Origin of the sequence: Pseudonocardia hierapolitana (assembly GCF_007994075.1) — a bacterium.
Lineage (GTDB): Bacteria > Actinomycetota > Actinomycetes > Mycobacteriales > Pseudonocardiaceae > Pseudonocardia > Pseudonocardia hierapolitana.
This window is the reverse complement of the sequence record NZ_VIWU01000001.1, coordinates 1,204,680-1,218,120: the sequence shown is the minus strand read 5'-3', so window position 1 is coordinate 1,218,120 and position 13,441 is coordinate 1,204,680. Positions and strand designations below refer to the sequence as shown.

The following is a 13,441-nucleotide window of genomic DNA, read 5'->3' as shown; positions in this document are numbered from 1 at the left end:
GTCCATGTCCGCATCGGTGAAGGACCGGATCGCCGCCGAGTTCGCCCGGCACGAGCCCGCGGTCGTCGAGCTGTCACGCCGGATCGGCGCGCATCCGGAGATCGCCTTCGAGGAGCACCGGACCGCCGCCGCCGTCGTCGAACTGCTGAAGGCGCACGGTGGGTTCGACGTCGAGGAAGGGGTGGCCGGGCTCGACACGGCCTTCGCGGCCACCGCGGGCACCGGGTCCCTCGCGATCGGCCTGTGCGCCGAGCTGGACGCGCTGCCGGGGATCGGGCACGGGTGCGCGCACAACGTCATCACGGCGACGTCGGTGGCGGCGGCCCTCGCCCTCGCCCCCGTCGCCGACGAGCTGGACCTGACGATCCGGCTGCTGGGCACGCCCGCAGAGGAGGTACTGGTCGGGAAGGTGATCATGCTGCGCGAGGGGGCCTTCGACGGCCTGCACGCCGCGATGATGATGCACCCGACGCTGAAGGACATGGCCGCCCCGCACATCCGGGCGGTCCGGCACTGGTCGATCTCCTACCAGGGACGTACCGCGCACGCCTCGCGCCCGTTCGAGGCGCTCAACGCCGCCGACGCGGTGACCGTCGCACAGGTCGCGATCGGGTTGCTGCGCCAGCAGAAGCGCGATGCGGACCGGGTGCACACCTGGGTCAAGGAGGCGGGCACCGCCGTCAACGTCATCCCGGGCGCGGCCACAGTGGAATGCATGATCCGAGCCGACTCGCTCGACGACGTCGACCTGCTCTGGCCCCGGGTGCGCAGCTGTTTCGAGGCGGGCGCGCTCGCCGCGGGCGTCGGCATGGAGATCACCGAGCTGGCCTCGGTCAACGGCTTCCGCCACGACCAGGACCTGGCCGGGCTGTTCCAGGCCAACGCCGAAGCGCTGGGCCGGACGTTCCCCGACTACGCCGACCGCTCGCTCGGGTCCACGGACATGGCCGAGGTCTCGGTCCACATGCCGGCGATCCATCCGGTCCTGTCGTTCGACTCCCCGCCCGAGGACGGGAACCACACCGCCGCGTTCGCCCGCACCGCCTCGGGACCCGAGGGGGCGCGGGCGGTCCACGACGGCGGGCTCGCGTTGGCGTGGACGATCGCCGACGCGGCCCGGGACGAAGCGCTCCGCCGCCGCCTCACCGAGGCCGGCCCGTTCGTCTGGCGGGAGGACTCGCCGGCCGCATGACCAGCGAGTACGCCGACCGCCGGGCGTCGATCCGCCCGGCGGTCGGCGTTGCGGTTCAGACGCTGACCGGGGTGAGGGCCTCACCCATCCACCGCGCGATGGCCGTGACCTTGGCGTCCGTGCCCGGCTGCCCCATCACCTGCAGGCCGAAGGGAAGACCGCCGACACCCATCAGGGGCACGTTCACCGCGGGGGCGCCCAGCAGGGAGCTCGGGAAGTTGAAGCCCGGGTCCCCGGTCGGCCACCGGACCGGTTCCTGCCCGGGCACGTCGCCCGACCATTCCGGCGCGGGACCGCTCGAGGTCGGCGCGATGACGGCGTCCACCCGGGGGCCGAGGAGCGCATACGTGGCCTGCACCGCGGCGCGCGTGCGCAGGGCCTCCTCGTAGCCCGCCGCCCCGAGCCGCTCCGCGGTCTCGAGGAAGAACCGCTTGCCACGTGCGCTGACGCCGTCGGGGTTGTTCGCCGCGATGTCGCGGAACGCCCAGCAGTGTTCCCACGCCAGGATCCCGCTCCCGAGGTCCGTCACGCCCACGAGGGACTGCTCGAACCGCTCCACCACGGCGTCGTCGGCACGCCGCAGGACCGTCACGCCCGCGGCCTCGACCTGCGCGACGACCTGATCGAACGCTCCGCGGCTGACCGGGTCCAGCCGCTCCCAGGCCTCGGTCTCGATCACGGCCACCGTGCCGGGCCGGCGGGCGGGCGGCGGCGTGGCGGGACCGAACAGGGCGGGCCGGCCCGGGTCGCCCCCCGCACGCGAGGCGATCGCGATCGCGATCAGCCACATGTCCTCCGGGCACGCCGCCAGGACGCCGTGCGACGTCATGCTGGCGGTCTGCCGCTCGCCGCGGTTGATGGCGCCCTGGGACGGCTTCAGGCCCCAGGCTCCGTTGAAGCTCGCCGGCCGCATGAGGGAGCCACCGGTCTGCGTCGCGATCGTGGCCGGCACCATCCGCGCCCCGACGGCAGCGCCCGAGCCGGACGAGGATCCGCCCGGGGTGTGCCGCGGGTTGAAGGGGTTGGTCGTGGGACTCGGTTCCGGACCGCCCAGCTCCGTGGTCACGGTCTTGCCGAGCACGACCGCGCCGGCCCGGCGCAGCGCCCACACCGCGGCGTTGTCCCGCTTCGGGAAGTTCCCCGCGAACGCCGCGCACCCCATCTGGGTGGGCATGTCCCGGGTCTCCAGCAGATCCTTGATGCCGATCGGGAGGCCGTCGATCGGCGACAACGGCTCGCCGCGCTGCCAGCGCCGCGTGCTGACATCGGCCTGCTGACGTGCGCCGTCCTCGTTCAGCACGACCCATGCCCGCACGACGGGCTCGCGCTCGTCGATCGTCGCGAGGCACCGCTCCAGGTACCCGCGCGGGGAGTCGGTGCCGTCGCGGAAGGCCGTCACCGCGGTGTGGAAGCGCAGCCCCTCGAAGGTGGCCGGGTCGTAGGCGACAACACCGCCGGCGCGTGCGGAACTCATGGGTGCTCTCCTCGTCGCAGAACGGCCGTGGCCCTGGGCGCGACCGCCTGGCGAACCGTCGACACCCGGATCCGTGCGGCACCGAGCGTTCGCGATCGTGGAACATACGTGCCGCACTTCGGCACATCCCAGCGGACCGGCGTGGTGCTGTCAACCGGCGGCAACCCGCATGCCGCCCAGCTGCGGCTGGCATCGACGTTGCGGCGCGCCGCCAGCATCGGCCGAACCACCCGTCGTCATCGACGGTCGGCGGGCTTCAGTCGGTCGTGACGGCGCGCCTCACGCACTCGCGGAGCAGGGCGCGACGCCGGTCGTGCAGTTCCGGGGGCTCCTGGGCGGTTGCGGCGTAGACGTTGCTGACCGGCGACCATGCCATGGACATCGCGATGACCATGGCCATCACGTCGAACGGGTCGCCCGGCCTCACGATGCCCGCGGCTTGTGCCTCGGCGATTGCGCGCAGTTTGCCGTCGTCCAGACGGTCGGCGTCGTCGACGAGGTGGCCGACCGGGCGCCGCTCCAGGCGTGCCCAGGTGGCCAGCCGGATGAGGTCGGGGCGGCGGAGGTACTCGTCGTAGAGGCGCACGGCCCAGTCCGCGAGGTCGGCGGCGTCGATCGGGACGACGTTCACGATCCGCTCCAGCGAGCCGGAGAAGATGGCGTCGAACAGCCCCTCCTTGCTGCCGAAGTAGGCGTAGAGCTGCGCCTTGTTGGTGCGGGCCGCGGCCACGATCCGCTCGATCCGGGCCCCGGCGATCCCGTGCTCGGCGAACTCCCGGGTCGCCACCTCGACGATGCGATCGCGGGTTGCGGCACCACGCGCGGTGAGGGGCTGGTCGGGCATGCGCGGCAGTCTAGCGAACAGAACAGTCGGTTTGTTTCGTGCTAACCTCGGGATAGACCGAACAGTCTGTTTGAAAGAGGGCGACATGAGGACCACGGTGGGTTGGCGCGCGGACGGTGCCGGGGCGACGCTGCGACGAGCGCCCCTCGAGCGCCGCGACCTGCGACCCGACGACATCGCCGTGCGGGTGGACTACTGCGGCGTCTGCCACACGGATCTCCACGCCGTGCGCGGCCACTCCGGCGAGGACGGGATGCTCGTGCCCGGCCACGAGTTCACGGGAGTGGTCACCGACGTCGGGCCGGATGTCACCCGATTCCACGTCGGCGACCCCGTCGCCGTCGGCAACATCGTCGACTCGTGCGGCGCGTGCGCGATGTGCCGGGCCGGGCAGGAGAACTTCTGCCACGAGTTCCCCACGCTGACCTACGGCGGCACCGACCGCCACGACGGATCCACCACCTCGGGTGGCTACTCCAGGGAGTACGTCGTCCGGGACCGGTTCGCCTACTTGCTCCCCGATGGCCTCGACCCCGCCGCAGCGGCTCCCCTGCTCTGCGCCGGGGTCACGGTCTGGGAGCCGCTGCACGGCCTCGGCGTGGGGCCTGGCACGCGGGTCGCCGTGGCCGGGCTGGGCGGTCTGGGCCATCTCGCGGTCAAGCTCGCCGTGGCGCTCGGCGCCCGCACCTCGGTCATCAGCAGATCGGCGGACAAGGCCGCCGACGCCCGCCGGCTCGGCGCCGACGATCTCATCGTCTCCGCCGACCCGGAACAGATGGCCGACGCCCGAGATCGGTTCGACGTCGTCATCGACACGATCTCCGCCCCCCACGACCTCGGCCCCTACCTGCGGTTGGTCGCCATGGACGGGACGCTCACCCAGGTCGGGCACCTCGGACCGGTCACCGTGGAGACCCTCGACCTGCTCGTCGGCCGCAAGAAGCTCAGCTCCGCGGGCAGCGGCGGCCGTCCCGCGACCGCCGCCCTCCTGGACTTCTGCGCCGAGCACGGCGTCACCGCCGACATCGAACTCCTCCCCTCGGCGCGGGTGAACGAAGCCCTCGACCGCGTCGCGCGCAACGACGTCCGCTACCGCTTCGTGCTCGACATGTCCGACCTGGCCTGAAGGAGGTCAGCGTGTACTACTGCCGGGGCGTGCGGCCCCTCGGCGGTGGTCGCCGCGCATGATCCGCAGTATCGGTTGTCCATTGCTGCCGCCACAGCGATGTGCACCCGCTACTTGCGATCTTGCCTTCCATGATCCCCTGTATCGGGTGTCCATGGTTGTGACCACAGCAATGGACGCCCGATAGTTCGGATCATGCCGCTGGCGCCGGGGTCGGTCTGGTGGGGTGGGGCTGCGGTGGGCGCGCCGTTCCCGGCTCGGATCACCCGGTGCTCCGTCGCTGCTGGGGTGCCACGCAACTGGCGGTGGTGCCGACCCCTTACCTCCAGCCCGTCCTGGCAAGTCACGGCGAGACCAACCCAGGCGCCGGCCCCTTGCGACACTGTGATCAGCGGAAACGGGACATCAACCGTGCGGGTGCGTTCATGTCGTGCTCGGTCGGTTCGTGCCTCCGGGCTGGAAGCCCTCAGCGCACTGAGGACTAAAGGACCTTCCGGGCCCCCGGCAGGGCACGCAGCGGGAACGCCGCCATCCAGCACAGCGGCACGGCGAGGACGGCCAGGAGCACGAACTTCGCCACGGCGGGTGCCTGCCCGCCGCTGAGGGCGTGGCCCAGGGCGACCAGTACGAGCGGGTGGATGAGGTAGACGGTGTAGGCGTGCGCCGAGAGGAACCGGCGGCGGCGTCCTTGGTGGTCGAGGCGCTCCCGGAACAGCACGAGAAGGCCGAGGGTGAGGCCGACGGCGAGCGCCTGCTCGCAGCTCGCCATCAGCAGGGACGGCAAGGTGCCGTGGCCAAGGATCGCGTCTCCGTCGGAGACCAGGACGAGAACGATCGCCACCGCGGCGACGGTCGCGGTGGCGAACCCGACCCGCCCGGCCGTCCTGGAGAGGCCGGCCGGCCATCCACGCCTGCTCGCGAGCAGCCCGACGGTGAAGAGCGCCGCGTACTGCGGCAGGTAGGCGGGCGTGGGCATGCCGAAGACCTGGAAGTCCATCGGCACAACGATGCGCCACAGGTAGGTCACCATGGCCAGGCCGACGGTGAACCCGATGATCGCGACCGCGCCGGGTGCCCGGCCCGCGGTCCGAGCCGTTCCGGGTGCGTGCCGGCCCTCGCCTGCCAGGCGCCGCCGGAGGACGTAGAGCGCACTGAACACGAGCAGCACCTCGACGAACCACATCGGACCCGGTGAGAACGAGTGCACGTAGTACTGCCAGTACGACAGTTCGGTCCCCTGCCGGATGGCGGCGTCTCTCGCCTCGATGTAGTCACCGACGGTCGCCAGCGGATGGAGTACCAGCAGCCAGAGCAGCAGTGGGACTCCCAGGCGCAGCAGCCGTTCGGTGAGGAAGCGCCCGGCGCCCTTCCGGTCGTAGGAGCCCGGCACGAAGAGCGCCGAGATGAGGAAGAAGGCGCCCATGAAGAACGCCTGGTTGAGCAGGATCAGGACGTCCAGGAGCGTTGCGGACGAGTCGGTCGGGGGCTCGACGTAGAACCAGCCCGGGATGTTGCTGTACCCGAGCGCGGCGTGGTGGATCACGACGAGCGCCGTCAGGGCGGTGCGCAGGTTGTCGACGTAGCGGAGCCGTGGGTATGTGGTGGCCGACGCGGTCGGCTGGTTGAGGGGTCGGGTCATCGGTCTGCCGCTCCTCCAGGGCGTTCGGCACGGGTGGCGTGCTCGAACAGGTCGGCCAGTTCGTCCGCGTGCGCTTCCAGGTCGTGGTCGGGGTAGGTGGCCCAGTAGGCGAACATCTCGTCGATCGCCGCCTGCACGGTCACGGCCATCACGCGGGGGTCGAACGGGCGGAGCTCGCCGGTCTGCTGGCCGAGGCGGAACATCGCCTCCCGCTGGACGTAGATCGGCTCGTTGAAGGCGATGCCGTAACGCCGCTTGCCGTCGGGGGTGCGGAGGTTGTTGAAGATCTCCCCGAGGGCGAGCCGCTGTGCGCGGTGGCCCCGCATGTACTCGGCGACCGAGCGGATGTTCGCCCGCAGCGCGCCGGTCGCCGTGGACTCCTTCTCCATCCGCGGCAGGACGAACTGGGTGATCTCGCGGTAGACCTGCTCGACGAGCTGCTCCATCAGCTCGCTCTTGCCGGCGAAGTGGTACGAGATCACGCCCTTGCTGATCCCGGCGCGCTCGGCGATCCGCGCCAGTGAGGTGTTGGCGTAGCCCAGCTCGGCGAAGGTCTCGATGGCGCACTCGAGGATCTGGGCGCGGCGGGCCTCCTCGATGAAGGACGCCCGCTTCTGACCGCCCGACCTGTCTTCTGGCCGCATGGCCAAAAGCTAGCACGTTCGGTCAGAAGGCATCGGCCCTGGCCACCCGCCCTGATCCTGGCCAGCGCTGGGTCTGCTCCTGCTCCGACGGATGTGCGAACACCTTGGGCTGATCCCGTCGCCCAGAGGTCACACGTTCTTGATCATTCCGCCGTCGATCAGGTACTCGTTGCCGGTGATGTTGGTGGGCGAGGCCAGGAACGCGATGAGGCGAGCCACCTCCTCGGGCGTGCTCATGCGGCCGGTGGTCACGCCGAGCCCGCTCATCGCCTGCTCCACGAAGAACTCGTGAGGAACGCCCTGCTCCTTGGCGAGGCGGCCGACGAAGCCGTCCGGGTCGATCCACACGCCGGTGCCGACCGGTCCCGGCGACACGGTGACGGCGCGCACGCCCTTGCCGCCGAACTGCTCGGCGATGACCTTGGTGAGGGCGCTGAGCGCCGCCTTCGAGACGTTGTAGTTCGCGGGGCCCGCGGCGAGGGCGCGCGCACCGACCGAGGAGATGTTGATGATCGTTCCGCGGCGCTCGATCAGGCTGGGCTGCGCGGCGCGGCTGGCGCGCAGCGCGCTGTAGAAGTGGAGGTCGAACGTCTGCTCCCAGCTGTACTCGGGCAGTTCGAGCAGGTTGAGCGCGGCCCCCTTCGCGAAGTAGTCGGTGTCACCGACCCCCACGTTGTTGACGAGCAGGTCGATGCCTCCGAGCTCGTCGATGGCCCTGCCGACGAGCTCGGCAGGGCCATCGGCCGTGGAGAGGTCGACGGTCACCGGCACGGCACCGGTCTCCTTCAGCTCCGCCGTGATGGTGCGGGAGCCGGAGACCACACGCATCCCCTCGGCGATCAGCGTTCGCACGAGGGCCAGACCGATTCCCCTGCTGCCGCCGGGTGACGATCGCGGTCTTGCCCGTCAGATGCAGATCCACGGTCTTCTCTCCTTCTTGCACAGCGTGAGCTGCGCGCGCGGAATGCTGCGTACCACGCCGATGCGTGGCCGCAGTTCATCGCAGCTTTGTTCGGAGCCGCTGTCGTGGGCCCTGGATGACAGGAGTCCGCGCCTCGTCATGAGATGTCGGCATGTAGCACGACGAGGCGCCGCGGAAATCATTGCTGGCGGGAGTCTCGCTCTGCCTTCTCGGCGACCTGCTTGATGATGGCCAGTCGTCGATCCCAGTCGGCGGCGAGCGCTGTCATCCACTGCGCCGTGGCGTCCAGCGCCGCGGGCCGCACCGTGTAGCGCATCTCGCGTCCGACCCGGTTGCCGGAGACCAGCCCGGCCGCGTCCAGCACCGCGAGGTGCTTGACCACGGCCTGTCGCGAGACGGGGAGTCGTTCGGCGAGGGTCGTTGCGGTGCCCGCACCCGCAGCGGCGAGGAGGTCGAGCAAGTAGCACGTCAGTTTGGCGCGGCGACACCTGTGATCCTGTCACCACAAGTGCTACCGTCGCGGCGTGAAGGCCGTTGTCTACGACCAGCCGCGCAGCTTCACCGTCACCGACGTGCCTGATCCGCACGCCGGGCCGATTCAGGTCCGGTTGCGCGTGGTGCTGGCGGGTGTCTGCGGCACCGATGCCCACCTGCACGACGGCCAGTTCGACCCGGTCTACCCGCTGACACCCGGGCACGAGATCGTCGGCGAGGTCGACGAGGTGGGTGAGGGCGTCACGCAGCTGCAGGTGGGCCAGCGCGTGGTGCTGGACAACATGCAGTCCTGCGGGATGTGCAGCAGCTGCCGGCGGGCCCGTCCGGCATTCTGCAGCGAGCTCGTGGCGCAGGGCGTCAACGCGCCGGGCGGGTTCGCGCAGTACATCGTGGCGCCCGCCGGGAAGTGCCATCCCGCCGACGATCTGGCGCCGGACGTCGCCGTGCTCACCGAGCCCACCGCCTGCGTGCTGCACGGCCTGGACGTGCTCGGCCTGCAGCCGGGCAGCGACGTGCTGGTCTTCGGGGCAGGCCCCACCGGGCTGTTGCTCGCACAGCTGCTGCGCCACTCCGGCGCGCACCGGGTCACCGTCGCCGCGCCGACCGCCGCGAAGCTGGAGATCGCCGCCCGGCACGGCGCGGACGAGACGGTGCAGCTCGACCGCGCGGACCCGGGCGCGGGCGCTGCGCGCCTGCGGAAGCTCGCCCCGGAGGGCTTCGACGTGGTCGTCGACGCCACCGGGGCCGTCGGTGTGCTCGAGCAGTGCCTGCCACTCACGCGCGACGGCGGCACCGTGTTCGTCTACGGCATGACCGATGAGGCCGACCGGCTCACCGTGTCGCCCTACGAGGTGTTCCGCCGGGAGCTGGTGATCAAGGGGTCGTTCAGCCAGGCGTACAGTTTCGACCGGGCGCTGCAGGCGCTGCGCACCGGCCGGGTGGCCACGGAGGGCATCGTCACCCACACCTTCGCCCTCGACGACTACGCCGACGCGCTGGCGGCGCTGCAGGATCGCGCGTGTGTGAAGGCGGTGGTCCGGCCCTGAACGGAGCGGGAGCAGCGGTGTCGGACGGGCGCGGGCGCATCGACCGGTCCTCCCCATTGCCCTACTACCACCAGCTCAAGCAGCTGCTGGTGCAGGAGATCACGCGCCGTGGCCTGCAGCCGGGCGACCTGCTGCCGGGTGACAACGCCCTCTGCGAGACCTACGACGTCTCCCGGACCGTGGTGCGGCAGGCGCTCACGGAGCTGGAGTTCGAGGGCGTCATCGAGCGCCGGAAGGGCAAGGGCACCTTCGTCGCGCGCCCGAAGACCGCCGAGGGCCTCGTCCAGTCGCTCACCGGCTTGTTCGAGGACGTCGCGGCCCGCGGGGGGCACCTGCGCAGCCAGGTGCGCACGCTCGCGGTCGTCCCGGCCGACGACCAGGTGGCCGCTGAGCTGCAGCTCGAGCCCGACGACCCGGTGGTGCTGCTGGAACGGCTGCGGTTCGTGGAGGACCAGCCGTGGGTGCTGACGGTGACCTACCTCCCGCACGCCCTCGTCGCGGGCCTGGAGCACGAGGACCTCAGCGACTGCTCGCTCTACGCCGTGCTGGAGGAGTCCTACGGCGTGCGGCTGGCCCATGGACGGCGGTCGGTGGAGGCGAGCGCGGCTCCCCAGCCGCTCGCGCACGCGCTCGGCGTGGACCCGGGCGCGCCGGTACTGGTGCTGCGCAGCCTGAGCTTCGACGCCGACGATCGCCCGGTCGAGAGCTTCGTGGCCTACCACCGCGGCGACCGCAGCCGGTTCGAGGTGGACCTGGTGCGCGAACCGACGGCCCGCGCGAAGCCGTCGATGATCGTCACGAGGCGCTGAGCAGGTCTGCGCGCGGGGTGAGCGCCAGGACCCTCGCCGGGTTCGTCACCAGCAGTCGATTCAGCAGCTCCTCGCCCAGCCGGTCGCGCACGCGGGGGAGGAAACGGCTCGGCAGGTAGTCCAGGCCGGGGAGACCGCCGTAGGCGCGGTAGCGGGTGCGGCGGGCGACGTCGCCGCCCAGCAGCAGCCGATCGCCGCCTCCGCCGGCGGCCACGCGCTCCAGGCAGTCGAGGACCGCCGAGTCCGAGGCCTCGCGGTGCCGGGCCATGCCGTCGTAGCCGAGGTAGACGCCGGCGGCGGTGAGCTCGGCGTGCAGGCCCGGGTCGAGGTTGCGGTCGGCGTGGGCGAGCACCACCCGATCAGCGGGCAGCCCGTCGGTGGCCAACGCCGCGAGCACCTCGTGCGCGGCCGAGCCGTGTTCCAGGTGCACCATCACCGCCACCCCGGTCGATACGGCTGTGGCAGCCGCCGCCGCGAGGACCCTCCGCTCGAACGCGTCGATGCGCCAGTAGCCCACGCCCGCCTTGACCAGCCCCGCCCGCACCGGAGCGCCGCCCGGGCCGGTCGCCGGGGCGCCGCGGTCGCGCGCGTCCACCGCGGGCAGCCCTTCGCGGACGTCCGTGCCGAACCGCGTCGCGAGCTCGGCCTCCGGGCACTCGGTCAGCCAGTGCCCGCTCCCGTAGTGCTCGCTGCGGTGCCCGCCGGTGGTGTGCACGACGTGCAGGCCGGTCGCTGCGCTGATCCGGGCGACGCCCGCCGGGTCGCGGCCGAGGCCGGTGGGGGTGGCCTCGACCATCGCGTCGATCCCGGCCGCCCGCAGCGCCGCGGCCTCGGCACCGCTCGCGGTCTCGTCGTCCAGCTCGTCACCGGGCAGCAGCGGCGAGACCTGGAACAGGTGCTCGTGGTAGTCGCAGCGGCCCAGGTGCGCGGCGGGGACGTCACCGAGAACGGTGCGGATCACGGGGGGCAGGATCACAGGCTCTCGAACCACGGCTCCAGCCGCCGGTAGGCGTCGAGGAACACCGGGTGGGCGCGGCGGTAGCGCTCGTGCGCCGCCGGGTCCGGCTCGCACGGCGCCGCCCGCTCGGACATCTGCCCCGCCACCGAGAAGTCGTCGTAGAGCCCGACCCCGACTCCGCCGACGACGGCCGCGCCGAGCGCGGTGGCCTCGTCCACCAGGGTGCGCCTGCTCACCGGCACGCCCCAGACGTCAGCGAAGATCCGCAGCAGGGGTGCGGCGTTGGCCGCCCCGCCGATCGCGTCCATCCGTCCGATGGTGGCGCCGTTCTCCAGGAACGCCAGCAGCCCGGTGTGGAGGTTGAACGCCACCCCCTCGACGACGGCGCGCGCCATGTGCTCGGGGCCGTGGTGGCGGGCGAGTCCCGCGAACACCGCGCGGGCGCGCGGGTTCCAGTACGGCGAGCGCTCGCCGAGCAGGTGCGGCAGGAAGTACAGCCCGTCCTCGGACGCGGTCACGCCGTCGGCGGCCGCGAGCAACCGCTCGTAGCGCCCGTCCTCGCCGGGCGCGAGGACGTCCATGATCCACTGCAGCGAGGCACCGCCGGCCTGCATCGTGGCCGTCGGCACGTAGCGGCCGGGGATCACGTGGTTGAACGTCATGGAGCGCATCTGCGGGTCGTGCAGCGGGGCGTCGGCGGCGAGCGACACCCACGACGACGAGCCGAGGTAGGCGTAGGCGCCGGAAGTGGCGTCGACGATGCCTGCGCCCAGGGCCGCCATCGGGCCGTCCCCGCCGCCGAGCACGACCGGCGTGCCCTTACGCAGCCCGGTGGCCGCGGCCGCGGCCGCGGTGACGCCGCCGACGACCGTGGTGGACGGAACCACCTCGGGGAACAGCGCCCGGTCCAGGTTGGCCGCCTCGATCAGCTCCGCCGACCAGGTGCCGGCTGCCTGGTCGAAGGCGTTGGTGCTGCTCGCGTCCGACGGGTCGGTGACCAGGGCGCCGGTGAGCCGGTGCACCACGAAGTCCTTGGCGAGCACGACGTGGCGGACGCGGGCGAACGCGTCGGGCTCGGTGTCGCGCACCCACATGACCTTGGTGAGCGAGTACGTCGGGTTGAGCCGGTGCCCGGTGATCCGGTAGCCCGCCTCCATTCCGACGCGGTCCAGCAATCGGTCGGTCTGGGCCGTCGACCGGGTGTCGGCCCAGATGATCGCCGGGCGGACCGGCTCTCCCGCGGCGTCGAGCAGCACCGCGCCCATCATCTGGCCCGAGAAGCTCACGCCTGCCACGGCGTCGCGGGCGCCGGGCACCCGCTCGAGCAGTTGCCGGGTGGCGGTGCAGACCGCCTGCCACCACGCCTCGGCGTCCTGCTCGGCCTTGCCGCGGGGGCCGAAGTCGGTGTCGTAGGCCGCGGTGACGGCCGCGACCACCTGTCCCTCGGCGTCCACCAGGGTGGCCTTGTCGCCCGTCGTGCCGAGGTCGTGCGAGAGGACGTAGCCGCTGCTCATCGCCGTGTCGGTCATCGCCGTGTCGGTCATCGCAGGGAGAAACCCCCGTCGATGAGCAGTTCGGCGCCGCAGCAGAATGCCGACTCCTCGCCCAGGAAGTACTCCACGGCCTTCGCGATCTCGGCGGGCTGCGCGAACCGGCCGAGCACGGTCTCCCGCGTCCACTGCGGGTGCATGTCGGTCTTGAGCGCGTTGAGCGGCGTGTCGACGTAACCGGGGGAGACGGTGTTGATGCGCACGCCGCGCGGCCCCCACTCCACGGCGAGTGAGCGGGTCAGCGCGCTCACGCCGGCCTTGGAGGTGTTGTAGACGCTCTGCCGCTGGGGGAAGTTGACGATCGCGTTGCCCGACATCGAGGCGATGTTGACGATCGCCCCGCCGCCGCGGGCGAGCAGCTCGCGGCCGAACTCGCGGCAGGTGAGGAACACGCCGCGCAGGTTCACGGCCATGATCCGGTCGAACTCCGCCATCGGCATCTCCTCGGCCGCGACGTTGTCCTCCACGATCCCGGCGCTGTTCACCAGGTCCACGGGGCGGTCGTCGTCGGCGTAGAGCGCGCGCACCGCGGCGACGACCGACTCCTCCGAGGTCACGTCCACGGAATGGCCGGTGGCGTTCCCGGGCAGGGCGTCGAGCCCTTTCAGGTCGAGGCCGTGCACCTGCGCGCCCTGCGCGGCGAGGCTCTCGCAGATCGCCAGCCCGATACCGCCGGCGGCCCCGGTGACGGCGACGCGCCGTCCCTCGAAGCGGTTGATCATCGCTCGCTCTCCCTCACGGC

13 protein-coding genes are annotated in these 13,441 nt (G+C 71.9%); 4 read left to right on the top strand and 9 right to left on the bottom strand.

What is annotated here, in order from left to right; translation table 11 throughout:
• Positions 1-4: 4 nt before the first annotated feature.
• Complete coding sequence (locus FHX44_RS05875) at positions 5-1,192, top strand: amidohydrolase (RefSeq protein WP_147254527.1); 1,188 nt, start codon at positions 5-7, stop codon at positions 1,190-1,192.
• A 55-nt stretch (positions 1,193-1,247) separates the two neighbouring features.
• On the opposite strand, the gene FHX44_RS05870 is transcribed toward FHX44_RS05875, so the two are convergent.
• Together FHX44_RS05870 and FHX44_RS05865 are read right to left on the bottom strand one after the other, a co-directional pair.
• Positions 1,248-2,666, bottom strand: coding sequence for an amidase (locus FHX44_RS05870; protein ID WP_147254526.1), 1,419 nt, complete (start codon positions 2,664-2,666; stop codon positions 1,248-1,250).
• Positions 2,667-2,922: 256 nt separating this feature from the next.
• Positions 2,923-3,510, bottom strand: coding sequence for a TetR/AcrR family transcriptional regulator (locus tag FHX44_RS05865; RefSeq protein ID WP_170308794.1), 588 nt, complete (start codon positions 3,508-3,510; stop codon positions 2,923-2,925).
• An 85-nt stretch (positions 3,511-3,595) separates the two neighbouring features.
• Between FHX44_RS05865 and FHX44_RS05860 the strand changes: the two genes are divergently transcribed.
• On the top strand, positions 3,596-4,636 hold the full coding sequence (locus tag FHX44_RS05860) for an NAD(P)-dependent alcohol dehydrogenase (RefSeq protein WP_147254525.1): 1,041 nt from the start codon (positions 3,596-3,598) through the stop codon (positions 4,634-4,636).
• 481 nt (positions 4,637-5,117) lie between these two features.
• On the opposite strand, the gene FHX44_RS05855 is transcribed toward FHX44_RS05860, so the two are convergent.
• The 4 genes from FHX44_RS05855 to FHX44_RS05840 form a co-directional block, all read right to left on the bottom strand.
• Complete coding sequence (locus FHX44_RS05855; protein ID WP_147254524.1) at positions 5,118-6,275, bottom strand: acyltransferase family protein; 1,158 nt, start codon at positions 6,273-6,275, stop codon at positions 5,118-5,120.
• Complete coding sequence (locus tag FHX44_RS05850; protein ID WP_147254523.1) at positions 6,272-6,919, bottom strand: TetR/AcrR family transcriptional regulator; 648 nt, start codon at positions 6,917-6,919, stop codon at positions 6,272-6,274. Before FHX44_RS05850 ends, FHX44_RS05855 begins: the two co-directional genes overlap by 4 nt.
• Positions 6,920-7,048: 129 nt before the next feature.
• Positions 7,049-7,771, bottom strand: a complete 723-nt coding sequence (locus FHX44_RS05845; RefSeq protein WP_246170231.1) for an SDR family NAD(P)-dependent oxidoreductase — start codon at positions 7,769-7,771, stop codon at positions 7,049-7,051.
• 248 nt (positions 7,772-8,019) lie between these two features.
• Positions 8,020-8,301: an ArsR/SmtB family transcription factor gene (locus tag FHX44_RS05840; protein WP_246170230.1), complete on the bottom strand. Its 282-nt coding sequence runs from the start codon at positions 8,299-8,301 to the stop codon at positions 8,020-8,022.
• Positions 8,302-8,365: 64 nt separating this feature from the next.
• Here FHX44_RS05840 and FHX44_RS05835 point away from each other — a divergent pair, with 64 nt between their 5' ends.
• Both FHX44_RS05835 and FHX44_RS05830 read left to right on the top strand, forming a co-directional pair.
• The gene (locus tag FHX44_RS05835) at positions 8,366-9,382 is read left to right on the top strand and encodes a zinc-dependent alcohol dehydrogenase family protein (RefSeq protein WP_147254521.1); all 1,017 of its coding nucleotides are present in this window, start codon (positions 8,366-8,368) and stop codon (positions 9,380-9,382) included.
• A gap of 17 nt (positions 9,383-9,399) precedes the next feature.
• Positions 9,400-10,191: a GntR family transcriptional regulator gene (locus FHX44_RS05830; RefSeq protein ID WP_212612352.1), complete on the top strand. Its 792-nt coding sequence runs from the start codon at positions 9,400-9,402 to the stop codon at positions 10,189-10,191.
• Here FHX44_RS05830 and FHX44_RS05825 read toward each other — a convergent pair.
• From FHX44_RS05825 to FHX44_RS05815, 3 genes are read right to left on the bottom strand one after another with little or no spacing between them, the layout of a single operon-like run.
• Positions 10,178-11,152: a phosphotriesterase family protein gene (locus FHX44_RS05825; protein WP_212612351.1), complete on the bottom strand. Its 975-nt coding sequence runs from the start codon at positions 11,150-11,152 to the stop codon at positions 10,178-10,180. The two genes, FHX44_RS05830 and FHX44_RS05825, sit on opposite strands and share 14 nt — an antisense overlap.
• Before the next feature lie 11 nt (positions 11,153-11,163).
• The gene (gene xylB, locus FHX44_RS05820; RefSeq protein ID WP_212612350.1) at positions 11,164-12,693 is read right to left on the bottom strand and encodes a xylulokinase; all 1,530 of its coding nucleotides are present in this window, start codon (positions 12,691-12,693) and stop codon (positions 11,164-11,166) included.
• The gene (locus FHX44_RS05815; protein ID WP_147254520.1) at positions 12,690-13,421 is read right to left on the bottom strand and encodes an SDR family NAD(P)-dependent oxidoreductase; all 732 of its coding nucleotides are present in this window, start codon (positions 13,419-13,421) and stop codon (positions 12,690-12,692) included. Before FHX44_RS05815 ends, xylB begins: the two co-directional genes overlap by 4 nt.
• Between the last annotated feature and the right edge of the window lie 20 nt (positions 13,422-13,441).

Bases quoted from the DNA above. Each gene is read 5' to 3' on its own strand.
- FHX44_RS05875 (WP_147254527.1), top strand. From the start codon at position 5: ATGTCCGCATCGGTGAAGGACCGGATCGCCGCCGAGTTCGCCCGGCAC.
- FHX44_RS05870 (WP_147254526.1), bottom strand. From the start codon at position 2,666: ATGAGTTCCGCACGCGCCGGCGGTGTTGTCGCCTACGACCCGGCCACC.
- FHX44_RS05865 (WP_170308794.1), bottom strand. From the start codon at position 3,510: ATGCCCGACCAGCCCCTCACCGCGCGTGGTGCCGCAACCCGCGATCGC.
- FHX44_RS05860 (WP_147254525.1), top strand. From the start codon at position 3,596: ATGAGGACCACGGTGGGTTGGCGCGCGGACGGTGCCGGGGCGACGCTG.
- FHX44_RS05855 (WP_147254524.1), bottom strand. From the start codon at position 6,275: ATGACCCGACCCCTCAACCAGCCGACCGCGTCGGCCACCACATACCCA.
- FHX44_RS05850 (WP_147254523.1), bottom strand. From the start codon at position 6,919: ATGCGGCCAGAAGACAGGTCGGGCGGTCAGAAGCGGGCGTCCTTCATC.
- xylB (WP_212612350.1), bottom strand. From the start codon at position 12,693: ATGACCGACACGGCGATGACCGACACGGCGATGAGCAGCGGCTACGTC.
- FHX44_RS05815 (WP_147254520.1), bottom strand. From the start codon at position 13,421: ATGATCAACCGCTTCGAGGGACGGCGCGTCGCCGTCACCGGGGCCGCC.